Origin of the sequence: Psychrobacter sp. KFRI-CH2-11, assembly GCF_038239325.1 — a bacterium.
GTDB classification, from domain to species: domain Bacteria; phylum Pseudomonadota; class Gammaproteobacteria; order Pseudomonadales; family Moraxellaceae; genus Psychrobacter; species Psychrobacter celer.
The window spans coordinates 192,886-219,427 of record NZ_CP151283.1 but is presented as its reverse complement, the minus strand read 5'-3'; the positions used below and the strand labels follow the sequence as shown (position 1 = coordinate 219,427).

Below are 26,542 nucleotides of genomic sequence, written 5' to 3'. Positions count from 1 at the left end.
ACAATAAGGACATATTATGAGTTATGCCAATACCCAAGTCGCCCAAATCGCGGCTATCAGTAGCAATCGCTGTATCGGCAAGGACAATGAGCTGCCGTGGCATATCTCAGCAGATTTGCAGCATTTCAAACAAATGACCACCAAAGCAACAGGCGGTGCGGTTCAAGGTATCGTCATCATGGGTCGCAAGACCTTTGAGTCGATGGGCAGCAAGCCGTTGCCAAAACGTGTCAGCTTTATTATCAGCAGTCAAATGGACTATGCCGAAAAGAGCGGCCTAGTAGGCAAAGACAATGCGTATGTGGTGCATAATTTGGATGATGCTTTAACGCAAGCTGCCAGTCTCGCCCATGGTGCTCACTTAGATACGATTTGGGTCATCGGCGGCGAGCGGGTGTTTCGTGATGCCTTTATGTACACCGATCGTATTGAGCTGACACACGTCGATACCGAGATCCCTGACGGCGAGGCGTTTTACCCTGAATTGCCGAGCGACTTTGCAGTCGCAGAAGCGTCTGAGTCGATGCATGATGAAAAAAGCGGATTGGATTTTAAGTTCGTGACTTATAGAAAAAAAGCCACTGAGTAATAGAAGCTATTTTACGAAAAATATTAAAAAATTGGGGCTGCCTTAGAATCATTTAAGGCAGCCCCGTTTTTTATTGCCATAAGTCCGAATTTAGCAAATATCAATCGGCCTACTCATGCAGCACTTTATAAATGGTCTTGGCCAATACTGGACCGATGCCCTGCACGCCTGCTAGTTCTTGCTGCGAAGCCCCTAGCAGTTGCTGCATCCCGCCAAAGTGATTGAGCAAGTCGCGGCGGCGCTTTTCTCCCAGCCCCGGTATCACCTCCAGCACCGACGACGAACGGCGCTTATCGCGCTTCTTACGGTGCGCTGTGATGGCAAAACGATGCGCCTCATCACGAATATGCATCAGTAAATGCAGCGCCTTGCTGTCCATGGGCAGATCCAGCGGTTCATGATCGATAAAATGTAATACTTCTAAACCCGCCTTGCGCCCTTCTCCTTTTGCCACACTCACAAGCAGCGTGTCATTTAAGATACCCAGCTCGGTCAGCACTTCTTTGGCGATATTAAGCTGACCTTTCCCGCCATCAATCAGCAACAGATCAGGCAGTGGCTGTTTTTTATAGCGCCGCGTCAGCACTTGCTGCATCGCCGCATAATCGTCACCGCCTTGGATATCATGAATCGCATACTGACGGTAATCGCGACGCCGCGAACCTCCTTGATCGAATACCACGCAGCTGCCGATGGTCGCCTCGCCCATGGTATGCGAGATATCAAAGCACTCGATACGGTCTATGGCACGATCAGTGACATCAGCCAGTACGTTCTTTAGCGCACCAAAGCGCGCATGCAGCTCTAGATAGTCGCCCAGTTTGGTTTTTAGTGCATTATTGGTATTGAGCTTTGCCAAGTCCAGCCACTCTGAACGATGCTCGCGCACATTGGTTTTGATAACGACTTTGCTCTCAAAGTGGGTGGCCAATGCTTCGCTGACTGCTTGTTGGTCAGGCAGCGCATGACTGAGAATAATCTCACTTGGCAAGTCGTCGGTCACCTGAAAATAAAATGAGGTAATAAATGCCGACAAATTATCCGCGAGTGACTCACTACTATCGACATCAGGGAAGTAGTTTTTGCCACCGAGTACGCGGCCGCCGCGCACCGTCAGCACATTGACACAGGTCATGCCAGCTTGGCTAGCAATGGCAATCACATCGGCCTCGCCTTGCACCGTATAGACGGCCTGCCGCGCTTGTACTTCGCGCAGCATAGAGAGCTGATCCCGATAAAAGACTGCTTTTTCAAAATCCAACACTTCAGCAGCACTTTCCATTTTTTCGATTAGCGCACTGTGTATATCACTTGAGTCGCCTTTAAGAAAACGAATGGTGTTATTCACGTCTTCTGCATACTCTTCTGGCGACACCAACCCCACGCAGGGCGCACGGCAACGCTTGATTTGATACTCAAGGCACGGACGCTTACGCTGCTTAAAAAACGTATTGGTACACTGGCGCATCTGAAACATCTTTTGCATGAGCACCAAGGTTTCTTTGGCCGCATGAGCAGAAGGAAAAGGCCCAAAAAACCGACCTTTTTGGTGATTGCCTTTGCCGCGGCCATAAGCCAATCTTGGATAAGGCTTATCCGCTGAGATAAACACATACAGATAAGATTTATCATCACGCAGTAGGACATTATAAGGGGGACGGTATTCTTTAATCAGGTTTTGCTCAAGCAACAATGCCTCGGTCTCACTACGGGTAATGATGGTCTCGATATCGTGAATCCGTGCCACCAGTGCTCGCGTTTTTGGATGGTCAATGGTCTTAGCGAAGTAGCTATTGACGCGACTTTTTAACGATTTTGCCTTGCCCACATATAAAATATCGCCGTTTTTTCCCAGCATTTTATAGACCCCTGGCAAGTTTGGCAGGCGCTGGATTAGATGTTTGAGGCGGGCTTTTTTATCATCGACAGGACTCGACTCTGAGACATTAACCATAAAATTTATTGCTCTTAAGACACTGATATACAGCTATTTATGGGGCGGTAGCCTGTGTTTTACAAGCCGTCAAATTATCCGCTTACGCACAAAAAAACCAGCACAAGGCTGGCTTTTCTTTTTTATGGTAGTCAAAATTTCTAATGACGGAAGTTCGGTAATAGTGCAGGAATGCCCGGCAACATCCCAACCACCGCCATAACACCGGTCAATATCACAAAGGTAATAACAGGTATAATCCAGCGGCTCATCTTTGATAGGCTCGCACTACGCTCTTTTGAGCCAATCAAACCTAGGTTATCAAGCACCAAGGTAATCGACCAGCCAAAGGCTGGGTTGACCAATGCCGAGGCAAAGACCACAATCGCAGCAGACTGCGTGGTTTTACCTTCGCGCGTCATCTCCATCCCCGCTTCAAGCAATGGAATAAAGACCCCGACGATCAGTGCCACACACATGACCGGCTCCCAGATCGCCAAATCCATCGGATAGCCCCAGATACCAGCGATCAAACAAAACAGTCCTGTGAGTACCGCACCCGCTGGAATCGGACGCTTGGCGATCGCCGCTGGTACGATATACGTACCCCATGATGACGCAAAGTTTGCGCCGCCAAGGACAGAGCCTGCGACCTGACGAATAGAAGCACTGGTCATCGTGTCATCGATATCCATCAGCACGCGCTCGGTACGCTTTGGGTAGCTGATCTTTTGAAAGACTTGATGACCCAAAAAATCCGGCGACCACATAGCGACGGCCAATACCGCAAACGGCAATACCACCACAAAGCTTTCAATCGTCGGCAGACCCAGCATCCAGCCCGTGTCCTCCCCCCACCAGTACATCGGGTTCATATTTGGCAGGCCAGGCGCTGTCTCAAAAGCAAAGGGCGCGCCCATGGCAAAGGCCACACCGCCACCGAGCAAGCAGCTTAATGGTACAGCCAGCCAGCGCTTTTGGAAGTTTTCTAATACCGCGTACAGGATGATGGTCAGTAAAATCACCACAAAGGCGATATGCGCCATGCCGATACCTTCGGCCCATGCAAATAGATTTTTGACCTGCGAGAGGGTGCCAATAAAACCCAAATAAAGCAGCAGACCACCACACACACCTTTACTGGTCAAGTTTGCCAGCAGACTGCCTCCTTTACTAATGGCTAGTAATAGACCAAAAGCACCGATGAGCAAGCCAAAGGCCATTGGGTGACCACCAGCGGCAACGACGATAGGAATCAGTGGAATCAATGGGCCATGCGTACCAGCAAGGTTGGCCGTCGGTAGCAAAAACCCTGAGAATAAAATCACAAAGAAAGCAACAATTAACAACTCATAGCGCACGTTTTCTAATACAAAGGCATCGCTTAGCCCAAGCGGCCCTGCAAACGTAGCGGCAATAGCGCCTACCATCACGACCTTACCGATCGTTGCGGCCATCGCAGGGATGGTGTCTTCATACTCAAAACGATAATCACGAAACGGCAAGTTTACCCGCCAGCGCTTGGGCTGCATGATTTGTAGTTCATGATTTAAATAGGCGTCACGACTCTCAAAGCTTGAGCTAGGCTTGTGTAGATCAAGGTAGCTGCCTTGTGGCTCGCTGTCGTAATTGGATGGATTTGATGGTGGCGGAGTAGACCCTGAGGCAGGGATCTGAGTGTTACTCATCACATTTCCTTATGTCGACTGAGGCTTCGATGGGCGGGCAGTGCACTGATATGACTTGATAAAATCACAGGGCAGTACAAATTGCAGGCTATTGTATGTCACAGGACAGTGAAATGCGAGCGCGGAACCATGTAAAGATACTATGCGTCTCTGTTTTATTGATAACTTAAAGTTTTAAGTTATCATTTTTGCAAACTTATCAATCATTTATTTTAGAAAAACAACCCCAAATTGCTTAGCAATGACCATGCTCAAGGCGACGTGCTGCCGCATATATTCATCATTTATCTTATTTATAATGAGGCATACTTACGCTTTAAACCTAGCGGTCAAGACGATTTTTACTTATGATAAATAGCTTTCACGCTAGATACCCTGCAACAGGTGTCAGCCATTTGACTGAATAATTAAAAATCGAAAAGAAGTAACAGGATTCCTTTATGAGCTTACTACCCACCAACTTTGAGACCTTAAAGCGTCGAGCCAAACAAAGCATCATGCCATTGTTGACACCGCATTTACTCAAACTGCGTATCAACACCTACGCGCCTTACGTCGGTGCTGGCATCAAAATCGAGCATATCAGCCTCGATCAAGGTTTATGTGTGGTCAGTATGGGTTTGAATAGCTTGAATAAAAACATCGTCGGCACCCAGTTCGGTGGCAGCCTCTACTCTATGGTCGATCCGTTTTATATGCTCATGCTGATGCATCAATTGGGCAGTCATTATGTGGTATGGGACAAAATCTCACATATCGATTTTGTCGCGCCAGGCCATAGCAAGGTCACCGCAAGGATGAAGATACCGAGCGCTGAAATCATTACCATTCAAGAGCTGGCCAAAGATGGAGGGGCGGTATTTCGCGACTACAGTGTCGATATCGTCGATGAGCAGCAAAAGGTTGTGGCCACTGTCACCAAGACACTGTATATCCGTTTGCGCAAGCACAGTAAATCAAAGAATCAAAGCATACGCATCGACACCGATGCTGATAGCGCTTAACCTCATGCATCTGCGTTCATAGGCACACATGTATTTGCGACCATGTGCACAATAGACTCAGCAAGCACAGCGGATACAGTTACGCCCATACAAAAACCCCAATCCAGCTATCGCATAGATTGGGGTTTTGTCTTTTTGGTATGGCCCGCTTATTTATAAATAAACCTATGAATAAGGGCTGGTATCTATGCGTGTCCGAGCCTTTGCTGGCGGTGATAATCACAGACTAACAAAGACTCAGAGCACCGCTTAGATACTTATGATCACGTATGTGCTCACGTAACTTGTGCTTAGATACCTGGCGCTGTTTCAACCGCATCAGGAACACCAGCGTCAGTTTTTTTCTGAGCTGCTGGACGAGCACCAAGCTTTTCGCGGATACGTGCTGATTTACCAGAGCGCTCACGTAAGTAGTATAGTTTCGCACGACGAACCGCACCACGGCGTTTCACTTCGATGCTATCGATCAGTGGTGAATGCAACTGGAATGCACGCTCAACACCGACGCCGCTTGAGATTTTACGTACGGTAAATGCTGAGTTTAAACCGCGGTTACGCTTAGCGATGACCACACCTTCAAAAGCCTGTAGACGCTCACGCTCACCTTCACGTACTTTTACTTGTACGACAATGGTATCACCGGGTGCAAAGCTTGGGTGTTCACGCAATTGAGCGTTTTCGATGACCTGAACCAATGGATGCTTGTTGCTCATGAGAGTTATCTCCTCACATTAGATAATAGAGGCTTCACGCATATCACCTGTTTGTAATAATGAATTGCATCTTATTATAAAAAGACGCAACGTAAATGGGTTATAACCAACGGCCACAATGTGATGACTCGTTTTATTATTGCTCAAAATTTTATTTTTTAACTGTTTATCAAATTTAAAAACGATAAAACGAAAGGTTAACCCCTATTTTTATCTGTTTTTGCCAGTGCCTTTAGCCACTTCGCTTGCTCTGCCGTGGGGATAAACGCCTGCCATAAGTCTGGCCGACGCGCTTGTGTGCGACTGACTTGCTGAGCAAAACGCCACTTAGCAATATTGGCATGATGACCTGAGAGTAATACCTCAGGGACGCTCATACCTGCAAACTCATGCGGCTTGGTATAATGCGGACAATCAAGCAAGCCATCGACAAACGAGTCTTGCTCAGCGGACTGATCATCGCCCATGATATCAGGCAAACGACGTATCACACTATCCATCAATACCATGGCAGGCAGCTCACCGCCTGTCAGCACATAATCCCCCAATGACACCTCCCTATCGACATATCGTGATAGTAAGCGCTCATCAATACCCTCGTAACGACCACACAATATAATCATGCCATCGTACTCGGCCATGCTGACCACACTACTCTCACTGAGCGTCTGTCCTTGTGGCGACATATAAATCACCGGACAGTGCTCACTATCGACACGGCAGCCGTGCTGACTCGCTCGCAAGCGCGCATCCTCTATGGCTTTTGATAATGGCTCGGCCATCATCACCATGCCAGGACCGCCACCATACGGGCGCTCATCAATACGGCGGTAGTTATCGGTGGTATAATCACGTGGATTAATGCACTCAATCGTCACGTGCTCTCCAGCGACTGCCCTTCCTGTGATACCAAAATCACGAATCGTGGCAAACATCTCAGGAAAAATACTAATGACGGCAAAATACATCTGATATCTACTTAATTGACGCAGTGATCATACTGGCGCTAACGCCAAAAAATTGTCTTACTCGTACTATTACTAGTTAGTTGCTTAATAGCTACTTGATTCATAGATATTTGACTAATATCTATTTAACTAATAGTCACTTGGCCATGCCACCAGCACCGTTTTTTCAGTCATATCGACCTCAATGACGGTTTGTTTGTGCCATGGAATCAGGCGCTCTTCATCATCCAAGCTGTCTGAGTTTGCTTTCACGCGCATGATGTCATGCGCGCCAGTTTCAAACATTTCGGTGATATCGCCCAGATACTCTTCTTGCTCGTTTATCACGCGCAAGTCGATCAAGTCTGACCAATAATATTCATCCTCAGCCGTTTCTGGCAAGACGTCTTGCTCGACCCAAACGGTCACACCGTTCATCGTCTCCGCAACATTGCGATCAGGTACCTGCTCAAACTGAGCGACGATTCCTGTGCCTTGTTGACGCCATGCTTTCACCGTCAAAGGCTTCATGCCAGTGGCAGTTTTCATCCACCACGGCTGCATGTCAAATATCGCCGTCCGATCCTCTGTATCACTAAACACCCACAGCCAGCCTTTAATACCATAAGGCTTCTTAAGCTGACCGATTTTCATAAGGGTATTAGCGGCTGGAGCAGATGACATAACGGCTAACCTAGTAATGACTAACAAACAGTAAGTAAAACAATCACGATTAAAGCAACAATCATTAAAAACTGCGTTAAAAGCGATAAACAGTTAATGGCGCACCCTGGTCAGACCAGTTACGCTATGTGTTCTCAAGTCTATTGAGATTGCCATAGTCAAACTATAACCACCTCAGCGACCAACAAACTTAAGCAGTGGCTTCAGTTTGAGCGGCAGACTTGCTATAAGCTTTTGCTAATGAAGCAACGCGATCTGAAGGCTGTGCACCTTTGGCGATCCACGCATTGTACGCTTCCATGTTTAGGCGTACTGCTTCTTCAGACTCTTTAGCGAGTGGGTTAAAAAAGCCGATATTTTCAATATAGCGACCGTCACGCGCGCGGCGTTGATCAGCAACAACTACTTGATAAAATGGGCGTTTCTTGGCACCGCCCCGTGCTAAACGAATAACAACCATGTGAATTCTCTCTTTCGCAGGTATACCAAAAAGGGCATAATTATATCACAGTCTTGATTTATTGAAAACATAAACTGTGCTTATTTAATTATTTATTAACAATAGCTTAAATGGCTATCGATGTAAAATCCTCCTAGGATTTGCGTATGGCAATCCTCTGCTATTGCGCCGTTATTTTTGGTGGATGACATCCTTTCTAGACCAAATAACGCTATACTTTATAACGCCTCATGTAACCTATTGGATTGTTATGACTCCATCAAATCTGCCAACCCGTCGCAAAGGCTGGCTTGCGCGCTCTTACTCCAACACTTGGCTGACGACTTTGATGGTCGCCTTTATTGTGCTGATCAGTGTCAGTTTATCGATTTTATTTTTTTGGCGCAGTCTGTATTTGCCAGAGCTCAAAAATCATGCGCGTTATTTGACCAGTGAGCTAAAGCTGATGAATAGCGTCAATAAAGATTGGCAAGCGCGTCCTGAGGTGCGCCAGTGGATTTATCGGCACTCGCATGTGGTGGTGGTGGACAATCCAAGCGACTTTCCGGAAGTGGCTGATAAAGCCTTTGTCGGTGTCTTTACCGACGTGTTGCAGCGAGAGATTGGCGCTCAATTAGGGCGACCTGTTGAGGTGTATTTTAAATTTAAGCCCACGCCGCAATTATGGGTACAAGACAGCCGTGACGACAGTTTTTGGATTCGTGAGCCTGTGGTGTATTACTCACAGTATAGCCCCAGTCTGCTGGTGTTATTTTTGATTGGTTTGCCTATCTTATCATTGCTCACCATTGTTTTACTGGCGCGGCAATTAAACCGCCCGCTGCGCTATCTGCAGCGCGCCGCGACCAATTATATTCGTCTTGGTCACGCCACCACCCTGCCCACCCAAAAAGGCCCAACAGAGATACGTCAGGTCAATATGGCCTTTAATCGACTATTTACCACGCTCAGCCAAGCGCAAAAAGAGCGTACCATCATGCTCGCTGGTATCTCTCATGATTTGCGGACGCCGCTGACCCGAATGCGGTTGACCGCCGAGATGCTGCCGGATGATTTTTTTCGTGAAGGACTGATTTATGATATTGAAGATATGGATGCGATTTTGGAGCAGTTTATCTCGTTTATGAAAGATGGCTCCGATGAGCCTGTGAGCCTGACCAACCTAGACACCATATTTAATGAAATCATGGTGCAATTTGCGCCAATGGAGTTTATCTATCAATCTGAGTGCCATAAAGTGGTACCCGTCAGGCCGCTTTCTATCAAACGTTTGATTATCAACCTTGTAAATAATGCCAATCGCTACGGCAAACCGCCCATCTATCTATCGGCAACCGTCATACCGACCTTTGTCGAAACCGCTGTAGATGAAGAAACCGATGTGGTGACGGAAAACGTGGTAAACCAAGAAGCACAAGAACAATTGGTAATTTGTGTACGCGATTGCGGCGATGGCGTGGCAGAAGACCAATTAGAACGAATCATGCAACCATTTGAGCGTGGCGAGACGGCACGTACCACACAAGGCAGTGGTCTAGGCTTAGCCATCGTCAGCCGTATTGCAGGGTTACATCATGGTACGGTTGAGGCCATCAATCACCCTGATGGCGGTTTACAAGTGTGCGTACGTATCCCGCTACTCTCTAAGGTGGCTGGCGATGAAACCTTAGCCGCCGATACGCCCACTACCTCAGAGCCATCTGATGAGAAACACGCCACAGACAAGCCGCCTAACCCTTAAAAGTTAGGGTTAGGGGCAGACTCAAGCCGGCCCTTGGTCTTAAATCTCAGTCTTTGCTGCCAATCACCGGCGGGATGTACTTAGCACTATTGGTAAAGGCCAGCGGCTGGGTAATCTCCGCTTTGGCCGCCTCTACGGTCTGAGTGCTACTCGGCTGCTGCACAAATAAATAATACCCCAAGGTAATCGCATTTACTATCACCAAACCGCCAAATAAGTATGGCATCCTTTGCCCTCCTCTACTATTGCTCTGCTGAGCACTGGCTGTCTTTGCTTATCATTGGTTTTCAATATCACGCTCACTTCTTTCTTGCGTCAACTCATCTGCCGCCAATATCTGTGTCAAGGGCTTAATCGGCCAAGTCATGACAAACCTCGCGCCGCCAAGCTCACGGCTTTCATCTACTTTCATACTGCCGTTAAACCAAAAGGCAATGCGCGAAACGATAGACAGACCAAGTCCATAGCCACCCGATGCACGGGTGCGACTGTCATCCAAGCGCGAAAACGGGATAAACACCTTTTCGCGGTCTTCTTCTGGGATACCGTGACCATCATCTTCGACACTGACAAAGGCATTGCCCTTTTTGACGCCAGCACTAATGATAATGGTGGTTTCTGCATAGCGTAGAGCGTTGCCAGCCAAATTCTGAATGACACGGTGTAAATAGCGCTTATCAGCCACCGCCGTGACCTTCGCACTGGGGAGTTTGGTCACTATCTTGATGGGTTTACCTAGCGCGTTGGTTTCGCGCTCGACCTGCTCTAGCAGCTCTCGAAGATTGACAGGCTCTAGATCAAGCTTTGGTGAGCCTTCTTCTAGCTTGGCATACGTCAAAATCTCGTCAATCAAACCATTTAGCGACTCAATATCTTCATCGATATAGTCACGCTGCATAAAGCGCGAGTCCTCATCATCGGTATCGGCCAGCATATCGACGGCAAACCGTATACGGGCAACAGGCGTACGCAGCTCATGCGAGACCGCGCGTGTCAGCTCACGCTGTGACTCAATCAAACGTTTGATATGCGAGGTCATGGCGTTAAATGTCGCTGACAAACGCGCAATCTCATCTTGGCCGATGACCTGTACTTGGATATCTAGATTGCCTTTACTGACTTCGTTGACGCCCACTTGTATCAATTGTAGCTTACGCTCAAGCGGAAAAATCAGCGCATACACACCCAAGCTAATAAGGAACATACTGATCAAAATCATACTGATGATCAGATTGAGCGGAAACCAGTTAAACAAAGGAACCGGGCCGATCAAGATAGCCATGTCATTGATTTCGGAGGGCACTATCACTCTGATCGCTGAGTTGCTCTTACTACTGTTGGTATCCTGCAAAGAGATGACCACCTCATCACGGCGCAAACGCGCTATCTGATCAGAATCCAGATCGAGGGTGTTGACCGCCTGAAACGCAAGCGGAAAAGAAAACTTGTCTTCTAGCTCAGCGAGACGTGCACGCTTATCTGATAAAGTCATGTGATAAGACAAGTCATCTAACAAAAACACAGCAATAGCACGCACTTGCTGTTCGGTCACCTGTGACACCCTCGCGGTCAAGACGCTTTGGCTGTCGGGCAGACGATAATAAACATCTGCATACACCGGCTGATTGTTATAACGAACCACGGTATTGTCATTTTCAAAACGGCGTAGCTCGCTGGCGGTGAAGTCCACTTTATCAATCGGTATGACACTAAATGTCGAACCAAACAAGCTACTGGCATCTGACAACCAATACGCTCGCTGCTGCTCATTGTCCTGATGCGCAATTCCTTCACTGACCAAATGAAACGCTCCTTTGGCCATGGTTTCTCGATAGGACTGCACCCGCTCTTTATTGATGGTGTCCATCAATAACTGCGCAAACAAGGCCACGCATAAACAAACGATAAGCAGCCCGGCATAAATCCGAACGAAAATACTGTGTTTTAAAGAAGAAACTAATGACATACGTGCCGTGACCAACTTAGTAAATAAAATCCGCTGATAGTACTCAGCATAGTGCTGCTACATTATGATGGCTTAATTAAACCACATAACGCTGTATTTAAGTTTAAAAATTAAAATTTAGCCACAAAAAAACCAGCAAAGGTGCTGGTTTTTTTGTGAGAATGCGAGACAATCTGTTTTCACTCAGATGTGAGCTGATTAGTTGCCTTCTTTAACAAACAGATAACCCTTACTACGGACGGTCTTGATACGTTTAGGGTTTTCTGGATCATCACCGATTTTTGGACGGATACGTGAGATACGCACATCAATGGAGCGGTCTTGACCATCATATTCAATACCGCGCAGGCGCTCAAAGATATCTTCACGCGATAAAATACGACCAGCATTCGATGCAAGTAACCATAATAGGTCATATTCGGCGCTAGTAAAATCTACCAGCTCATCACTAAGCGTGACTGAACGACCACCATTATCGATGACCAACTCACCAAATTCAAGACGCTGTGGCACATCTTCTGATGGCGCGTTTTCTGAGCGACGTAGCAACGCACGAATACGAGCAAGTAGGACGCGTGGCTGCGCCGGTTTGGCAACATAATCGTCAGCACCCATCTCAAGGCCGAGTACTTGATCCATGTCTTCAGTACGGGCTGTCAGCATCAAAATTGGATTCTGGTAATGGGGACGTACTTCACGGCACACTGTCAACCCATCGCTACCAGGAAGCATGACATCAAGCACCACCATATCAGGCTGTTCGTTGACGATACGGCGAATCGCACGATTGCCATCGGTTTCGATGGCGACTTCTAGACCGTTTTTGACCAAGTAGTCTTGGGTCAACATGGCCAGACGCTCATCATCTTCAACAATCAAGATTCGGGGGGTGTTGTCTTCTTCAGTCGTTGTCATTGTTATATCCTCTAATACATCTCATTTAAAAGCAGTAAAAGTAAGAGCGGTAAAATTAATAGCACCATATTGTGGCACGATTGATGTTTGTATAGCTGTTACAACTTGGTAGCACAGTATACTATTAAACGTACGGCTTCCTATACTATAGCCTATAGTCAGTAACAAAACCTATAAACTATAATGATTAAAACTTTAGTTTACGTCCAAAAACTCTACCTTTTTCATGCAAATTAACTGTTTAAAGACTTTTTTAGCGCTTTAATACTGGCATAGATATTGACGCATCACTGTTTACGCATCGCTCAGCACCTATGACAATAGCAATCATGTTTTCAACGCTCACGCAGCATTTACATACTATCGTCTCTAATATAACTAGATACGCTCATTGTCGCCAGTATCTTTTTATCTCTGTTAATAAAGTCAGCAGCAAACCACGATATTGATTACTTTTGTCATATGATTTTAGCTGACACCGAATATATGACAAACAAACCTATATAACAGACATAAAAAAACAGCCCATGATGGACTGTTTTTTATGACTACCAACCATACTAAATAAGAGAGGCTGCTTAGTACGATAGAAAATACATTAAGCGCGGTTTTTATATTTACGAATCGTTTGTAGCTGTGCCACGGACTCTGCTAAAGAAGCCAAAGCGGCATTGGTCTGAACCGTATCAGACTGATTGACCAGCATTTGCTCTGCTTTTTTACGAGCTTCGATGATTTTACTTTCATCAAGATTGTGTGCACGCATGGCGGTATCCGCCAGTACGGTGATCATCTTTGGCTGAACTTCTAAAACGCCACCTGAAACATAAATCACTTCTTCTTCACCGTTTGGTGTTTGCACGCGCATCGCACCCGGTTTTAGCAAAGTAATAAGCGGTGTGTGACCTGGCAATACACCAATCTCGCCTTCGGTACCCGTAGCTATTAGCATGCTGATCTCGCCCGAATACAACTCTTCACGAGCACTTACGACGCGACATTGTAACGTTGCCATATTTAACTCCTTACGATCAAAACTCAATCAAAACTGCGATGCGTTATCTACTGGCAAGTAGACAGATAGTAGCCCACTTGCCTTTTAGCAATTGCTAACGCAACTTACGCTGCAGTAGATTTCATTTTTTCTGCTTTGGCCACTACTTCTTCGATGCTACCAGCCATGTAGAACGCTTGCTCTGGTAGGTCATCGTACTCACCAGCGATGATTGCTTTAAAGCTGGCAATGGTATCGCGTAGTGGTACATATTTACCAGGCGCACCAGTAAAGACTTCGGCAACGTGGAATGGCTGAGATAAGAAGCGCTGGATCTTACGAGCGCGATAAACAACCAGTTTGTCTTCTTCTGACAACTCGTCCATACCTAGGATGGCGATGATGTCTTTTAGCTCTTTATAGCGCTGCAACACTTCCTGGACACCGCGAGCGACGTTATAGTGCTCTTCACCGATGACTTGTGGATCTAGCTGACGTGAGGTTGAATCTAGTGGATCAACCGCAGGATAGATACCTTGTGAGGCGATGTCACGGCTTAGTACGACTGTCGCATCCAAGTGAGCAAACGTCGTTGCTGGTGATGGATCCGTCAAGTCATCCGCTGGTACATAGACGGCTTGCACTGAAGTGATAGAGCCTGATTGCGTTGAGGTAATACGCTCTTGCAGCAGACCCATCTCTTCAGCGAGTGTTGGCTGATAACCAACCGCTGATGGCATACGACCAAGTAGTGCTGATACTTCAGTACCGGCTAGTGTATAACGGTAGATGTTATCAACAAATAGCAATACGTCACGACCTTTACCAGTGGCAGGATCTTTGGTGTCACGGAAGTACTCCGCCATGGTCAGACCCGATAGTGCAACACGTAGACGGTTACCTGGTGGCTCATTCATCTGGCCATATACCATCGCAACTTTAGACTTACTGAAGTCTTCAGTGTTGACAACACCAGCTTCTTGCATTTCGTGATAGAAATCGTTACCTTCACGCGTACGCTCACCCACACCAGCAAACACGGATAGACCTTCGTGTTTTAGAGCGATGTTGTTGATCAGCTCCATCATGTTGACGGTTTTACCAACACCGGCACCACCGAACAGACCAACTTTACCACCTTTAGCAAACGGGCAAAGTAGATCAATAACCTTGATACCCGTCTCTAGCAACTCAGTGCTGTTTGACTGCTCAGCATAGCTTGGTGCATCACGGTGAATCGACCATTTCTCGTCAGCGACAACTGGACCTTCTTCATCAATAGGACGACCAAGAACATCCATGATACGACCTAGCGTACCTGTACCAACTGGTACAGAAATAGCCGCGCCAGTGTTGGTCACAGGCAAGTTACGCTTTAGGCCTTCAGTTGATCCCATCGCAATAGTACGTACAATACCATCACCTAGCTGTTGCTGTACTTCTAGGGTAGTTTCGGTACCATCTACTTGCAAGGCATCAAAAATTTGAGGAACTTCATTACGGTCAAACTCAACGTCAAGAACCGCGCCAATAATCTGTACAATACGACCGCTACTCATTGCGTTCTCCTTGAACTTCTATATATAGGTGTAGTCAATTATGAAACAGCAGCAGCACCGCCAACGATTTCCGAGATTTCTCGGGTAATCGCCGCTTGACGCAGCTTGTTATAAACCAACTGTAAATCGTTAATAAGGTCACCAGCATTATCTGTCGCCGCTTTCATCGCAACCATACGAGAGGACTGCTCAGAGGCAATATTTTCCATTACCGCTTGATAGACAATCGATTCGATATAGCGACCAAGCAATTCATCAATCAATGTCTTGATGTCAGGCTCGTAGATATAATCCCAGCTAAGCTCTGTCTGTATGCCGCTCTCTTCGTCACCAAATGAACCCTCTGGTAGCGGTACTAATTGATTGACTATAGGCTTTTGAGTCATGGCATTTACAAACTGGTTGTATACCACATAGATACGGTCGATATTACCGTTACTATAATCTTCAAGCATGGCCTGAACTGGTGCGTTTAACTGTTCAAACGTTGGTTTGTCGCCGTAGTCAGTCACCGCTGACGTCACTTTACCACCAAAGTTTTTGAAAAAACTCACCCCTTTAGCGCCAATGACTGCAAACTCAGTTTGTACAGACTGGTCTTGATAATCTTGGATACTTTTAGATAAGGCTTTGAATAAGTTAATATTCAAACCACCCGCCAGACCGCGATCAGAGGTAATGACAATATAGCCAACCTTATTGACCGGACGCGATTCCATATACGGATGTTTGTAATCTGATGAGGCATGCACCAAATGTGAAATAACCCGGCGCATACTATCAGCATACGGGCGACCCACTTCCATGCGCTCTTGAGCACGGCGCATCTTACTCGCTGCTACCATTTGCATAGCGCGAGTGATTTTTTGGGTGCTTTTAATACTGGTGACTTTGGCACGTATCTCTTTTAAGCTTGCCATAATGATTCCAATATAAGAAGGTTAAAAAGCATTGGCGCATGCAGCATTTGATAAACACTCACCTTTAAAAAAGGCAATATTTTGTGCATAACGCGATCTAATACCGACGGTGGTTAAGACAGTGGCGCTTTTGTCTTAGCAAAAAGCGTATCAGACAACGCGCCACTTTTTAAACGATCAGTCATCACCAGATCGGCTTAACCCATTAAATTAATAACTGTGATTTTGTTTAAAAGTCTGTACTGCTGACTTTAAACGACCTGCGATATCATCGTTGTAGTTCGCAGTGTCATCAATCTCGCGCATCAATTCACTTTGCTCATCATGCATATAGCGTAAGTAGGCTTCTTCAAAAGCACCAATCTTTTCAACTGGTACATCAGCTAAGAACCCTTCGTTTGACGCATAGATAACGGCCGCTTGTTCAGAGATTGACATTGGCTGATACTGTTTTTGTTTCATCAGTTCAGTCACGCGCTCACCATGATCAAGCTGTTCACGAGTCGCATCATCAAGATCAGAGGCAAACTGAGCAAAAGCTGCCAATTCACGATACTGAGCCAGAGCGGTACGAATACCACCAGAGAGCTTTTTGATGATCTTAGTCTGCGCAGAACCACCAACACGAGATACCGAGATACCAGCGTTTACTGCAGGACGAATACCTGAGTTAAACAAGCTAGACTCTAAGAAAATCTGACCATCAGTGATTGAGATCACGTTGGTTGGTACGAATGCTGATACGTCACCTGCTTGGGTTTCGATGATAGGCAGAGCGGTCAAAGAACCGGTTTTACCTTTTACTTCGCCATTGGTGAATTTTTCTACATAATCAGCGTTGACGCGTGATGCACGCTCAAGTAGGCGTGAGTGTAAGTAGAATACGTCACCAGGGTATGCTTCACGACCTGGCGGACGACGTAGCAAGAGTGAAATCTGACGATACGCAACCGCTTGCTTTGATAAGTCATCAAAAACAATTAGGGCATCTTCACCGCGATCACGGAAGTATTCACCCATCGTACAGCCTGAGTATGGTGCAAGGTACTGTAGTGCTGCTGGCTCTGATGCCGAAGCGACTACAACGGTGGTATATTCTAGCGCACCGGTTTGCTCAAGCTTACGTACGACGTTGGCGATAGTAGAGCGTTTCTGACCGACTGCGACGTATACACACTTGATGCCAGAAGCTTTCTGGGCGATGATCGCATCGATGGCCATGGCGGTTTTACCAGTCTGACGGTCACCAATGATAAGCTCACGCTGGCCACGACCGATTGGAATCATGGTATCAACGGCTTTATAACCTGTCATCACTGGCTGATCGACTGATTGACGGTCGATAACGCCTGGAGCGATTTTTTCGACTTTATCTGTCAATTTGGCATCGATAGGGCCTTTGCCATCGATAGGATTACCCAAGGCATCTACAACACGGCCTAGCAACTCAGGACCTACTGGTACTTCAAGAATACGACCAGTACAATAGGCTTTTTGACCTTCTTGCAGCTGTAGGTAATCACCAAGTACTACCGCGCCGACAGAATCACGCTCTAAGTTAAGCGCCATTCCATAGATTTCGCCTTCAAACTCAATCATTTCGCCGTACATGGCATCTTCAAGACCATGAATCTGCACGATACCGTCAGATACTTTGACAATCGTGCCTTCATTCTTTGCAGTTGCACCCGCATCAAGGTCTTGAATACGCTGCTTAATCAGGTTACTGATTTCCGCTGGATTCAATTGTTGCATTGCCTTGTTTCCTTTAATTTATGATAACCCGCCCACTGACTTAAATGCTCTTACGCTCACGCAGATTTTATTTGGCTGCGCTACTGAGTGGCATTAGGCAGTTAGCTGTGTTTTTAACTGTTGTAACTTGCCGCGCATCGAATCATCAATGATTTTGTCACCGACTTTGATCGTAGCGCCTGCCAATAGACTTGGATCGACCGACTCGTGAATCACCACACTCGCATTTAACGAGGCAGCAAGACGCGTTTGAATCGTTTCACGCTGGGCGTCGGTCAATGGATAGGCAGAGGTCACATATGCGTCAAGCTGCTTTAAGCTTATTGCCTTGTGACGGCGATAATGCTCATAAACTTCAGGAAGCAGCGCCAGACGCTCTTGTTCTGATAACTGTTTAACGAAGTTACTAAGTGCTACTGATACTTTAGGATAGCTGGTGTCAGCGCTTGGTTGAGCACCTTGGTTCTCATCTAATAGTTGCTTAAAAGCAGAGTCATTAGAACCCGCTACTTGTGTATCATAAAGATCGACCAAAGCAGCTGACTTATGCTCAGCAGAAACAGCTGGATTGTCCAGCCAAGTACTGAACGACTTGTCATTGACAACGCGGCTGGCAATAAATAAGAAGCTTTCCCACTCATTTACCACACCATTTTCGTTGGCATAGTCAAACGCGGCTTTAGCGTACGGTCGTGCTAAGGTTGATAAGTCAGCCATGATATCCTCACAATTACAGCTTCGCCGCCAGTTGGTCTAACATACTGGCATGTTTTTGCTCATCGACTTTGTCTTGCAAAATCTTCTCAGCACCAAGTACAGCCAGTTCAGCAACTTGCGCACGTAATGATTCACGCGCTTGATTGATTTCTTGGTCGATAGATGCTTGTGCTTGTTGGCGAATGCGCTCACCTTCTGCTTGCGCTTGCGCTTTTGCATCTTCGACAAGCTGGTTGGCACTCTTGTTGGCTTGCTCGATTAAAGCCGCGGCTTTAGTCTTCGCAAGATCAAGCTCCTGCTGGACATCTTGCTCTGCGGTCGCCAAGTCTGCTTTTGCTTTTTCTGCGGCATTCAAGCCTTCAGCGATTTTACGCTGACGCTCATTAATGGCCCCGATAAGTGGTGGCCACACGAATTTCATGCAAAAAATCACAAATATTGCAAAAGCAATGGCTTGACCGACGAGGGTAAAATTGATATTCACGTGATCACCTCTTTGTTAATGAAAAATCAGTTTCATTGATCATGTTTGGCAGTCAAATCTTGACTATATTGGATAATAAATCTTTGAATACCAAACATTTACAACTGAGCTTTCGGATTAACCTGCTAGAGGGTTAGCGAACAACAACAGCATAGCAATACCAACACCGATCATCGGAATAGCATCAAGAAGACCTGCTACGATGAACATACGAGTTTGCAACTGAGAGCCAAGCTCTGGCTGGCGTGCAACACCTTCTAAGAACTTGCCACCTAGAATAGCAAAGCCAATACCTGTACCAAGTGCGCCAAGACCGATAAGTAGCGCTACTGCGATAACTGTGTAACCACCTAATACTGGATCCATTGATGTATCCTCATTTACCTATTGAATGTCTAATTAATGTTCAGTTGATGATGCAAGCGACAAGTAAACTATCGTGAGCATCATAAATACGAACGCTTGAAGTGTAATAATCAAAATGTGGAAGATAGCCCACGGTACCGATAACGCCCATTGAATCCAAAACGGCATTAGAGCAATCAGTATGAAAATCAATTCCCCAGCATACATGTTACCGAATAAACGCAAACCTAATGAGACAGGCTTTGCAATTAGAGTAACGGCTTCTAAGATGAAGTTGATGGGGATTAAAATAATTTGTAAGATAGGATTCTTGGCACTAAATGGATGCAGCGTTAGCTCACCAATAAAGCCGCCCACGCCTTTCTCTTTAATGCTATAAAAAAGAATTAACAAAAAGACAGAGAATGACATGCCAAGCGTGATATTAGGATCAGTCGTTGGAACAATCTTGAAGAACACATGATGTGGATCATGGCCCATCATAGCGCCGATCTGCCCTGCCAGACTTGGAATAAAGTCGATAGGCAATAGATCCATCAAGTTCATCAAGAAGATCCAGACAAAAATAGTCAACGCCAAAGGCGCAATTAGTTTTGACGTACCACTGTATGAATCGCGCACGTTGTTATCAACAAACTCAACGATCATCTCAACCGCAGCTTGCGTCTTGCTTGGCACGCCTGAGGTGACTTTTTTGGCAACCATCCAAAAGATGGCACAAAATAAAATACCCAGACCAATTGACCATAGCATAGAATCAAGATGGATAGCGTTAAAGCCCATTTGCCCTGCTTCTTCAGCAGTATAAGCAACTTTCCAGCCCTCGCCCGGCAGGTAACCGTACGTCCAATTCGTTAAGTGGTGAGAGATATATTCTGATGATGTTTGCTCGGATGCCATAATGTAAGCTTCTTATTAATCAACGATTTAATCAACTACCAAAAATATGGTTGTCATCTGATGAGGTGTGATCTTTCTATGTATGTTGCGATTAAGCAAATATATAGAACAAACCAAAGCACTCATGTAACCAATAACATCCAACCCATAGTTCTATTACGATGCGATGTTTGATGGCGTAAGTTAAATTTTAGCTATCAAAAAAGGGCTTATGATAATTCAGTAATAGCCCTTGCATGTATACGCAAAATTATTATATATGTGCTTGCTTACTGCCACATTTTTGTAGCTATCGCTCAATTCGGCGCTTATAAGCAAAATATTTAGCTGCCTATATTAATGCAGCGTTGTATTCGTGTAAAGTCAATTATGACTTTTTTATCCGCCGTATGAATAAGTTAGCGGCCACTGACCTTTAGTCGTATAGGTTTGCTTCATTTGCTGGGTAGAAATATTTAATACTAAACCCAAAGCTTATTGAGACGTTGTGTTGTTTTAATCGTCATTTTGCGCTTATCAATGAATCTTCGTCGCCTATATCGCTATCTTTATATTCCTATCGATAAAAATCATATCAATAGAAATAAAGCACATGTCATTTTTTGACTTTATAGAATCAGTCATAGAGAAATTGGACGGCAGGGTGACTTGCCTAGTACTATTTAATCAGTAACCATCGCAGATAGATCATCATCGATACCATCATGAGCTACCAGCACTAGCGTATGTGCCACAACATCCAACTGTGACTAATTTGCATTACCATAAAACCGATAAACAGCGCTGGCGCAGATAGGGGTTGTACGGTAATAAAAATTAGTGCAAAACCAAACACAGTCAATAGCCATTTGGCCATCTGACCTCGATATAGCTGGCTGACAATGTGTCTGCGCGCGCGATATCCGGTGTACCAAAAAACAAAAAAAGCAAATACAGCCTGTGTGATAAAGCTCAGTAGTGCACCGATTGCGGTGCTCTTTGCGATGATAAGCTGACTATGTAGCCAGCTTATATCTATTATCCAAGCGGCAATGATCAAGATAAATAACAGCCAGGCTTGGCGTTTGATATAAATACCAATCTTGTCTTTTTGGGTGCGTTTGGCAGGTTTGGTCATGGTACGCCTATAGCCTTATAGCATTGGGATAAGGCAGCAAAAATACTTGCGACCTTTTTATCCGTGAATGACTCACTCTACAGGTGTTACCTTTTAACCAAAATAAAACGCCACTTATTATAAGGAGGCTGCAGCCGTTAAGCAAGCAAAATCTACCTTTTATCCCTCCCCTACCCCAATCACTGCTCATGAATGCCATCAAGAGCGGCAAGCCTGTGCCCGTTATCATTCATCCTAAATAAAGGGAGTAGCGCTATACCAGCGTGCTCCTGTGTTTATCTTATCGTCGATCAACTATTTTTCAGATAGCTTAAAATCAGATGCCTTAAAAAATACTGTGGCATTTGTATAATAGCCGTCAGTCATGCACGTCAGTCAGATACTTGAGCGTTATTGCGCTTAATTGCGCTTATTTATCGATACACTGATGGATTTGCTGCGCCATCGTTTGCCAGCCACTGATAAAATCGGTGCTGTTACTCATGTCTTCTGCTTGTACTGTGGTACTGACGGGCTGTAATTTGGCCAGCAAGCCTTTGGCAGGTGCATTTGGACTGACCAAGCACATTCGCTTGGTTGGGCGCTGCTCATTTAACCGGCGTAATTGACTGGCTTTTGGTGCTAAGTGATGATCGACACTCAAGCTACCAATGAGCTGTAAATTGATGCTGTCTTCGATATATTGATACGCATCATGATAAGCCCAGTAGGGTGAGGGAGTTTTTGTGCTATAAAAGCTGGCGGCGGCCACCGCACTGTCCAAACGCTGGGCGAATTTTTGTGCATTGGCATGATAAAGGCTTTTATATTGCGGATTGGCATGGCTATGGATAACAGCCAAGGCACGAGTGATGGCTTTGGCATTATCAGGATCGAGCCAGATATGAGGGTCTAGCGTGCCGGCGATGGGTTTGCCTTGAACATCACGTAGCGGATGACGATTAAAGGCATCAAACTCAAATAAGGCAATGGCATTAGGCGCTGTCTTTAAGCTTGAGGCCAAGTTGTTTTCTAGCGACTCACCAAACCAAACCACAAACTTACTGTCGCGTATCGCCTTGATATCACCAGGGCTGATACTGCCATGATGCCCGACCTCGCCAGCTTGTAGTAGCCGCTTGGCAGACGGCGCACCTTCGGTCACCGCCTCACTCAATAAAAACAGCGGATAGTTGCTGACGCTGACGGTGGCTGCATGCGCACTCACACAGGCCAGCCCCAACCATAGCAGTAGCGATGCTAGCAGACGCTGCAAAATCGGATAGGCACGCAAATAATCATAAAACATTGGATTCATAGTCAGCTCTTTGGTATATAGTTGGTAAAAAGTTAAGCAAATATAGATACTGGGCATCGGACATATCGTTTTGTGGTTGCTATCACCCCAGCTCGATCATTCCCATCAGATCACCCTTTGACAGTGGCAGGTCAATTTACTTGGTTATTCAATATTTTGGTTGCTCGGTAATTTTATTTTATTATGTTATACTATAACACTAGAAAACGCCATTGCTAAAATGCTACGTAATTTTTAGGAGTTTGCCTCATGTCTACGAGTTTGTCAGTCTGCGATCACTTGCATGATGTGCAAGATTTTACGCCGCATGATGTGACTGAGCGCCTGCGCGCAGCAAAGGAGCAGTGCCGACTCAGTGGTGCGCGTTTTACGCCGTTACGGCAGCAGATATACCAGCTGGTACTCGAAGCCAACCAACCCGTCGGCGCGTATGATTTGATCACCCAGTTGCAGCAAATGCGACTAGTCGCACCTGATGGGGCTGATGATGCGTCGGCGCAAAAAACGACAAAAAATGTGGCACCACCCACGGTATATCGCAGCTTGGAGTTTTTACTCGGTGAAGGCTTGATTCATCAGCTCACTTCTATCAACGCCTACGTGCCCTGCTGTCATCCTCGCGCTCAGCATACGGCGGCGTTTTTGATCTGTGCGCAGTGTCAGCGGGTACAAGAATGCAGTAGCGTACCGGTACAAGAGATGATGAGCTTTGCTGAAAAAGATGTGGGGTTTGTGGTGGAGCGTAGTGTCATTGAGCTGAGTGGTCGTTGCCAAGCTTGTCAGTAATACCGACGGTTTATTATTTGCTCGTTGATTTATCATCCATCGTTTATCTTACCTTGAGTCCTTGCCCTATGAGCGCGCTTATGTCACCGTTTACGTCTACCACTACGACTGATACAACACTTGATCGTAAAAAGCTACTGAGCTTGAGTGACATCAGTTTTCATATTGGTCAGCAGCGTCTACTGACGCATATCGATATCGATATTGCTGTCGATGAAACACTTAGCCTCATTGGGCCCAATGGCGCGGGCAAGTCGACTTTGGTCAAGCTTATTTTAGGCTTGCTTGAGCCGACCAAAGGGCAAATCACCGCTCACCAGCCTCTACAGCTGGGTTATGTCCCGCAGCGCTTTGCCGTGCCGCCGATACTGCCATTACGCGTCTGTGATTTGTTGGCACAAGCGGACAAAAAACGCCTAACGGCCAAGCAGCGACAATTTATTTTTGACAACTTGTCTTTGACGCATCTGCTGTCACAGCAGATGCTGCATTTGTCAGGTGGTGAGACGCAGCGCGTGTTGTTGGCGCGGGCACTGCTGGACAAACCCAATTTGTTAATTTTAGATGAGCCGATGCAAGGGCTTGATCCTGATACTGAGGTTTGGCTGTATCAGTTTATTGATGAGCTACCAGCGTTTCTGCGCTGCGCCATGCTCGTGGTGTCGCATGATTTACATTGGGTGATGAAAGGCAGCCGGCGGGTGATTTGTCTCAACAAGCATATCTGCTGTGAAGGTCAGCCAAGCGAGCTTGCGATTAGTAGTGAGTTTCAAAAGCTGTTTGGTCACCACTATGAGCAACCGTATGTGCATCAGCCGCATGCTTGCGAGCATCATGCTCCCAGCGAATTATAATACATGCACTCAAACACGTTGATGACTGCCTTAAAAACACAGCGTTAATGCAAACTAAAAACTGTTACGGATATCTTTTATGAGCGCTTGGTTAGCCATCATTGCCCCGGCTTGGATTGCAGGTAGTATTTTAGCGTTGCTCTCAGCGCCTCTGGGGTGTCTGGTATTGTGGCGACGCATGGCTTTTTTTGCCGATGCACTGGCGCATGGTACGCTGCTGGGCGTTGCTTTGGCAGTGTGGTGGCAATTACCGATGGGCGTTGGGATTGCTATCATTAGTATCGCGGTGGTCTTAGGACTGGTCCTTATCGATGATGAACGCTTGCCTGTCGATGCAGTACTGGCCGTCGTCGCGGTGTCGCTGCTGTGCTTGGGGCTACTGGCATTGACTCAGCTGACCGACCAGCAGGCCAATGTACTGGGGTTTTTGTTCGGTAATTTACTTGAGCTGGATTGGGCTGATCTGCCGCTGCTTGCCACCAGTGTACTGGTGGGTTTAGGACTGCTTATCTATATATGGCCAGCGCAAATCAAGCTGGCCACTCATGAGGCCTTAGCACGGATTCAAGGTATCAATCCTGCGCGCCAGCGGTTATTTTTTATGGGGGTATTGGCAGGGTTTTGTGCCATTGCCTTGCAGGCGGTGGGTAGCCTACTGATTAGTGGCCTTTTGGTACTGCCAGCCTTGAGTGCACGCTTATGGGCATCTTCGCCCAAGCAAATGGTCCTCATGTCTTTACTGATCGCTCAGGTTGGCGTCACGGTGGGCGTGTGGGGCAGTATTTGGCTGGACATTCAGACCGGTCTTGCTATTGTTTTGATATTAGCGATTTTGTTTTTTATTGCGTTGTTTTTTAGCAAATTAAAAACGCTTAGGTTTTGGTCAGCAGAGCGCCGGCACTAGGTAACCACCGGGTTATAAACAAGTTTTACCTTAATGTTGTCCAACTTTATTTCATCAATATTGCTAGAGCTTTCATTCACTTTATGTTATAAACTTGCTTTAATAGGGCTGGCATCAGCCATGCCAAATTACCATTGTTTATCCATAGTCGTTCTGGCAACTTTGCTTGTTTTGAGTCGATGAGGGAGCGCCCCAATGCCAAGCTATCCTGTCAACACGCTTTGCCCACCTGATGAACAGCTCAATATTTTACAAATCACGGATTTGCACCTATCAACGCCTATCAACAAGGGCACAGACGATAGTAGCGGTGACGCTGTTTTGTGTCAGCACAGCTTTGAGACGGTACTGGCGCAAGCATTAAACGATGATATTCGCTGCGACTTGATTGTGGTGACGGGCGATTTGGTCAATCGAGTAAAACCTGATATCTACGATCATATTTTTGCCGTCCTACAAGCGACTGGCATTCCTTTTGCTTGTATCGCCGGCAACCATGATGTGACCGATGAGCTGGGCTATGATTTGCCGTTTTTTCAGCGTGAGCTGGTGGCCAAACCAGCTGACCCGCGTTTGCTCAGTCGGCATGTGATTGAGTCTGCTCATTGGCAGTTGTTGTTTTTGGACTCATCCATCGCAGGCAAGGTTTCAGGTGAGATCGCGCCAAGCGATATCGATTGGCTATGTCAGCAGCTCAGCCACTGTAGCAAGCCTGCGCTCATTGCCGTCCATCACCATCTGATTCCTGTCGATTCTGACTGGATCGATACCCATATGGCAAAAAACAGCGAGGATTTTTGGCGACAGATGAGTGCGTTTACGCACTTAAAAGCAATCATCAGCGGTCATACTCATCAAGAGCAAGTACGCCACTATCAAGGGGTCACGGTATATAGCACCCCTTCTACCTGCTATCAGTTCAAACCTTTTGCAAATGACTTTGCCTATGATAAACGTGCCCAGCCGGGTTACCGTTGGTTGCAATTAGCCAACAATGGAGAGGTTGCAAGCTGGGTAGAAAGACTGGATACTTGACGCCCAGATTTATCGCGGCGAGCGTGATGCAGCCCTGATGTATCGGACTTCTTGCTGATATTGCTGGCTTAGATAGGTGATGTCTGACTGCATTAAAACACCAACAATGATAAAAACTGCTTCATTATTATGAAAAACAGTGATACAACTTATAAAACCAGATGATGATTAAAATATAAAGATAACCTATAGCCGAGATTAGACAAAATTATAA

Annotated in this window: 26 protein-coding genes; 7 read left to right on the top strand and 19 right to left on the bottom strand. The window is 46.2% G+C overall.

Annotated elements, in window-relative coordinates:
- Positions 1-16 precede the first annotated feature (16 nt).
- The gene (locus AADH33_RS00930; RefSeq protein ID WP_348549260.1) at positions 17-589 is read left to right on the top strand and encodes a dihydrofolate reductase; all 573 of its coding nucleotides are present in this window, start codon (positions 17-19) and stop codon (positions 587-589) included.
- A 109-nt stretch (positions 590-698) separates the two neighbouring features.
- Here the strand turns inward: AADH33_RS00930 and uvrC are convergent, their stop codons facing one another.
- Together uvrC and AADH33_RS00920 are read right to left on the bottom strand one after the other, a co-directional pair.
- The gene (uvrC, locus tag AADH33_RS00925) at positions 699-2,543 is read right to left on the bottom strand and encodes an excinuclease ABC subunit UvrC (protein WP_348549259.1); all 1,845 of its coding nucleotides are present in this window, start codon (positions 2,541-2,543) and stop codon (positions 699-701) included.
- A 140-nt stretch (positions 2,544-2,683) separates the two neighbouring features.
- Entirely contained in the window at positions 2,684-4,210 is a 1,527-nt protein-coding gene (locus AADH33_RS00920; RefSeq protein WP_207969497.1) for a DUF3360 family protein, read from the bottom strand.
- 440 nt (positions 4,211-4,650) lie between these two features.
- Here AADH33_RS00920 and AADH33_RS00915 point away from each other — a divergent pair, with 440 nt between their 5' ends.
- Positions 4,651-5,214: a DUF4442 domain-containing protein gene (locus AADH33_RS00915; RefSeq protein ID WP_348549258.1), complete on the top strand. Its 564-nt coding sequence runs from the start codon at positions 4,651-4,653 to the stop codon at positions 5,212-5,214.
- Between the two features lie 290 nt (positions 5,215-5,504).
- On the opposite strand, the gene rplS is transcribed toward AADH33_RS00915, so the two are convergent.
- The 4 genes from rplS to rpsP form a co-directional block, all read right to left on the bottom strand.
- The gene (gene rplS / locus AADH33_RS00910; protein ID WP_075101890.1) at positions 5,505-5,927 is read right to left on the bottom strand and encodes a 50S ribosomal protein L19; all 423 of its coding nucleotides are present in this window, start codon (positions 5,925-5,927) and stop codon (positions 5,505-5,507) included.
- A 197-nt stretch (positions 5,928-6,124) separates the two neighbouring features.
- Positions 6,125-6,895 (bottom strand): tRNA (guanosine(37)-N1)-methyltransferase TrmD, encoded by a 771-nt coding sequence (gene trmD / locus AADH33_RS00905; protein WP_348549257.1) that lies wholly within the window; start codon positions 6,893-6,895, stop codon positions 6,125-6,127.
- A gap of 129 nt (positions 6,896-7,024) precedes the next feature.
- Positions 7,025-7,558 carry a ribosome maturation factor RimM gene (rimM, locus tag AADH33_RS00900; RefSeq protein WP_075101888.1) on the bottom strand — a complete coding sequence of 178 codons (534 nt, stop codon included), beginning with the start codon at positions 7,556-7,558 and terminating at the stop codon, positions 7,025-7,027.
- Positions 7,559-7,748: 190 nt separating this feature from the next.
- Positions 7,749-8,018, bottom strand: coding sequence for a 30S ribosomal protein S16 (gene rpsP, locus AADH33_RS00895; RefSeq protein WP_075101887.1), 270 nt, complete (start codon positions 8,016-8,018; stop codon positions 7,749-7,751).
- A 250-nt stretch (positions 8,019-8,268) separates the two neighbouring features.
- Here rpsP and AADH33_RS00890 point away from each other — a divergent pair, with 250 nt between their 5' ends.
- The gene (locus tag AADH33_RS00890) at positions 8,269-9,759 is read left to right on the top strand and encodes an ATP-binding protein (RefSeq protein ID WP_348549256.1); all 1,491 of its coding nucleotides are present in this window, start codon (positions 8,269-8,271) and stop codon (positions 9,757-9,759) included.
- 46 nt (positions 9,760-9,805) lie between these two features.
- Here the strand turns inward: AADH33_RS00890 and AADH33_RS00885 are convergent, their stop codons facing one another.
- The 13 genes from AADH33_RS00885 to AADH33_RS00825 all read right to left on the bottom strand — a co-directional run bounded on the left by AADH33_RS00885 (position 9,806) and on the right by AADH33_RS00825 (position 22,749).
- Positions 9,806-9,985 carry a hypothetical protein gene (locus tag AADH33_RS00885; RefSeq protein WP_075101885.1) on the bottom strand — a complete coding sequence of 60 codons (180 nt, stop codon included), beginning with the start codon at positions 9,983-9,985 and terminating at the stop codon, positions 9,806-9,808.
- A 51-nt stretch (positions 9,986-10,036) separates the two neighbouring features.
- Positions 10,037-11,725, bottom strand: a complete 1,689-nt coding sequence (locus tag AADH33_RS00880; protein WP_348549255.1) for an ATP-binding protein — start codon at positions 11,723-11,725, stop codon at positions 10,037-10,039.
- Between the two features lie 198 nt (positions 11,726-11,923).
- Positions 11,924-12,640, bottom strand: a complete 717-nt coding sequence (locus AADH33_RS00875; RefSeq protein ID WP_071002805.1) for a response regulator — start codon at positions 12,638-12,640, stop codon at positions 11,924-11,926.
- A 598-nt stretch (positions 12,641-13,238) separates the two neighbouring features.
- Positions 13,239-13,655, bottom strand: coding sequence for a F0F1 ATP synthase subunit epsilon (locus AADH33_RS00870; RefSeq protein WP_348549254.1), 417 nt, complete (start codon positions 13,653-13,655; stop codon positions 13,239-13,241).
- A 104-nt stretch (positions 13,656-13,759) separates the two neighbouring features.
- Positions 13,760-15,193 (bottom strand): F0F1 ATP synthase subunit beta, encoded by a 1,434-nt coding sequence (gene atpD, locus AADH33_RS00865; protein WP_075101882.1) that lies wholly within the window; start codon positions 15,191-15,193, stop codon positions 13,760-13,762.
- Positions 15,194-15,231: 38 nt separating this feature from the next.
- On the bottom strand, positions 15,232-16,113 hold the full coding sequence (atpG, locus tag AADH33_RS00860; RefSeq protein ID WP_348549253.1) for a F0F1 ATP synthase subunit gamma: 882 nt from the start codon (positions 16,111-16,113) through the stop codon (positions 15,232-15,234).
- Positions 16,114-16,323: 210 nt separating this feature from the next.
- Positions 16,324-17,868: a F0F1 ATP synthase subunit alpha gene (gene atpA / locus AADH33_RS00855; RefSeq protein ID WP_075101880.1), complete on the bottom strand. Its 1,545-nt coding sequence runs from the start codon at positions 17,866-17,868 to the stop codon at positions 16,324-16,326.
- A gap of 93 nt (positions 17,869-17,961) precedes the next feature.
- Positions 17,962-18,585, bottom strand: coding sequence for a F0F1 ATP synthase subunit delta (locus AADH33_RS00850; RefSeq protein ID WP_348549252.1), 624 nt, complete (start codon positions 18,583-18,585; stop codon positions 17,962-17,964).
- 13 nt (positions 18,586-18,598) lie between these two features.
- A complete protein-coding gene (locus AADH33_RS00845; RefSeq protein WP_075101878.1) occupies positions 18,599-19,069 on the bottom strand; it encodes a F0F1 ATP synthase subunit B in 471 nt (156 codons plus the stop codon).
- A gap of 117 nt (positions 19,070-19,186) precedes the next feature.
- Positions 19,187-19,435: a F0F1 ATP synthase subunit C gene (atpE, locus tag AADH33_RS00840; protein WP_010197960.1), complete on the bottom strand. Its 249-nt coding sequence runs from the start codon at positions 19,433-19,435 to the stop codon at positions 19,187-19,189.
- 33 nt (positions 19,436-19,468) lie between these two features.
- Complete coding sequence (gene atpB / locus AADH33_RS00835; RefSeq protein ID WP_075101877.1) at positions 19,469-20,335, bottom strand: F0F1 ATP synthase subunit A; 867 nt, start codon at positions 20,333-20,335, stop codon at positions 19,469-19,471.
- Between the two features lie 718 nt (positions 20,336-21,053).
- The gene (locus AADH33_RS00830) at positions 21,054-21,452 is read right to left on the bottom strand and encodes an ATP synthase subunit I (protein WP_348549251.1); all 399 of its coding nucleotides are present in this window, start codon (positions 21,450-21,452) and stop codon (positions 21,054-21,056) included.
- A gap of 409 nt (positions 21,453-21,861) precedes the next feature.
- Positions 21,862-22,749, bottom strand: a complete 888-nt coding sequence (locus AADH33_RS00825; protein ID WP_348549250.1) for a metal ABC transporter solute-binding protein, Zn/Mn family — start codon at positions 22,747-22,749, stop codon at positions 21,862-21,864.
- A 249-nt stretch (positions 22,750-22,998) separates the two neighbouring features.
- Between AADH33_RS00825 and AADH33_RS00820 the strand changes: the two genes are divergently transcribed.
- The 4 genes from AADH33_RS00820 to AADH33_RS00805 all read left to right on the top strand — a co-directional run bounded on the left by AADH33_RS00820 (position 22,999) and on the right by AADH33_RS00805 (position 26,328).
- On the top strand, positions 22,999-23,535 hold the full coding sequence (locus AADH33_RS00820; RefSeq protein WP_192993460.1) for a Fur family transcriptional regulator: 537 nt from the start codon (positions 22,999-23,001) through the stop codon (positions 23,533-23,535).
- A gap of 80 nt (positions 23,536-23,615) precedes the next feature.
- On the top strand, positions 23,616-24,389 hold the full coding sequence (locus AADH33_RS00815; RefSeq protein ID WP_348549249.1) for a metal ABC transporter ATP-binding protein: 774 nt from the start codon (positions 23,616-23,618) through the stop codon (positions 24,387-24,389).
- A gap of 79 nt (positions 24,390-24,468) precedes the next feature.
- Positions 24,469-25,293: a metal ABC transporter permease gene (locus AADH33_RS00810; protein WP_348549248.1), complete on the top strand. Its 825-nt coding sequence runs from the start codon at positions 24,469-24,471 to the stop codon at positions 25,291-25,293.
- Positions 25,294-25,488: 195 nt separating this feature from the next.
- Entirely contained in the window at positions 25,489-26,328 is an 840-nt protein-coding gene (locus tag AADH33_RS00805) for a metallophosphoesterase (RefSeq protein WP_348549247.1), read from the top strand.
- Positions 26,329-26,542 lie beyond the last annotated feature (214 nt).

Bases quoted from the DNA above. Each gene is read 5' to 3' on its own strand.
- AADH33_RS00930 (WP_348549260.1), top strand. From the start codon at position 17: ATGAGTTATGCCAATACCCAAGTCGCCCAAATCGCGGCTATCAGTAGC.
- uvrC (WP_348549259.1), bottom strand. From the start codon at position 2,543: ATGGTTAATGTCTCAGAGTCGAGTCCTGTCGATGATAAAAAAGCCCGC.
- AADH33_RS00920 (WP_207969497.1), bottom strand. From the start codon at position 4,210: ATGAGTAACACTCAGATCCCTGCCTCAGGGTCTACTCCGCCACCATCA.
- AADH33_RS00915 (WP_348549258.1), top strand. From the start codon at position 4,651: ATGAGCTTACTACCCACCAACTTTGAGACCTTAAAGCGTCGAGCCAAA.
- rplS (WP_075101890.1), bottom strand. From the start codon at position 5,927: ATGAGCAACAAGCATCCATTGGTTCAGGTCATCGAAAACGCTCAATTG.
- trmD (WP_348549257.1), bottom strand. From the start codon at position 6,895: ATGTATTTTGCCGTCATTAGTATTTTTCCTGAGATGTTTGCCACGATT.
- rimM (WP_075101888.1), bottom strand. From the start codon at position 7,558: ATGTCATCTGCTCCAGCCGCTAATACCCTTATGAAAATCGGTCAGCTT.
- rpsP (WP_075101887.1), bottom strand. From the start codon at position 8,018: ATGGTTGTTATTCGTTTAGCACGGGGCGGTGCCAAGAAACGCCCATTT.
- AADH33_RS00890 (WP_348549256.1), top strand. From the start codon at position 8,269: ATGACTCCATCAAATCTGCCAACCCGTCGCAAAGGCTGGCTTGCGCGC.
- AADH33_RS00885 (WP_075101885.1), bottom strand. From the start codon at position 9,985: ATGCCATACTTATTTGGCGGTTTGGTGATAGTAAATGCGATTACCTTG.
- AADH33_RS00880 (WP_348549255.1), bottom strand. From the start codon at position 11,725: ATGTCATTAGTTTCTTCTTTAAAACACAGTATTTTCGTTCGGATTTAT.
- AADH33_RS00875 (WP_071002805.1), bottom strand. From the start codon at position 12,640: ATGACAACGACTGAAGAAGACAACACCCCCCGAATCTTGATTGTTGAA.
- AADH33_RS00870 (WP_348549254.1), bottom strand. From the start codon at position 13,655: ATGGCAACGTTACAATGTCGCGTCGTAAGTGCTCGTGAAGAGTTGTAT.
- atpD (WP_075101882.1), bottom strand. From the start codon at position 15,193: ATGAGTAGCGGTCGTATTGTACAGATTATTGGCGCGGTTCTTGACGTT.
- atpG (WP_348549253.1), bottom strand. From the start codon at position 16,113: ATGGCAAGCTTAAAAGAGATACGTGCCAAAGTCACCAGTATTAAAAGC.
- atpA (WP_075101880.1), bottom strand. From the start codon at position 17,868: ATGCAACAATTGAATCCAGCGGAAATCAGTAACCTGATTAAGCAGCGT.
- AADH33_RS00850 (WP_348549252.1), bottom strand. From the start codon at position 18,585: ATGGCTGACTTATCAACCTTAGCACGACCGTACGCTAAAGCCGCGTTT.
- atpE (WP_010197960.1), bottom strand. From the start codon at position 19,435: ATGGATCCAGTATTAGGTGGTTACACAGTTATCGCAGTAGCGCTACTT.
- atpB (WP_075101877.1), bottom strand. From the start codon at position 20,335: ATGGCATCCGAGCAAACATCATCAGAATATATCTCTCACCACTTAACG.
- AADH33_RS00830 (WP_348549251.1), bottom strand. From the start codon at position 21,452: ATGACCAAACCTGCCAAACGCACCCAAAAAGACAAGATTGGTATTTAT.
- AADH33_RS00825 (WP_348549250.1), bottom strand. From the start codon at position 22,749: ATGAATCCAATGTTTTATGATTATTTGCGTGCCTATCCGATTTTGCAG.
- AADH33_RS00820 (WP_192993460.1), top strand. From the start codon at position 22,999: ATGTCTACGAGTTTGTCAGTCTGCGATCACTTGCATGATGTGCAAGAT.
- AADH33_RS00815 (WP_348549249.1), top strand. From the start codon at position 23,616: ATGTCACCGTTTACGTCTACCACTACGACTGATACAACACTTGATCGT.
- AADH33_RS00810 (WP_348549248.1), top strand. From the start codon at position 24,469: ATGAGCGCTTGGTTAGCCATCATTGCCCCGGCTTGGATTGCAGGTAGT.
- AADH33_RS00805 (WP_348549247.1), top strand. From the start codon at position 25,489: ATGCCAAGCTATCCTGTCAACACGCTTTGCCCACCTGATGAACAGCTC.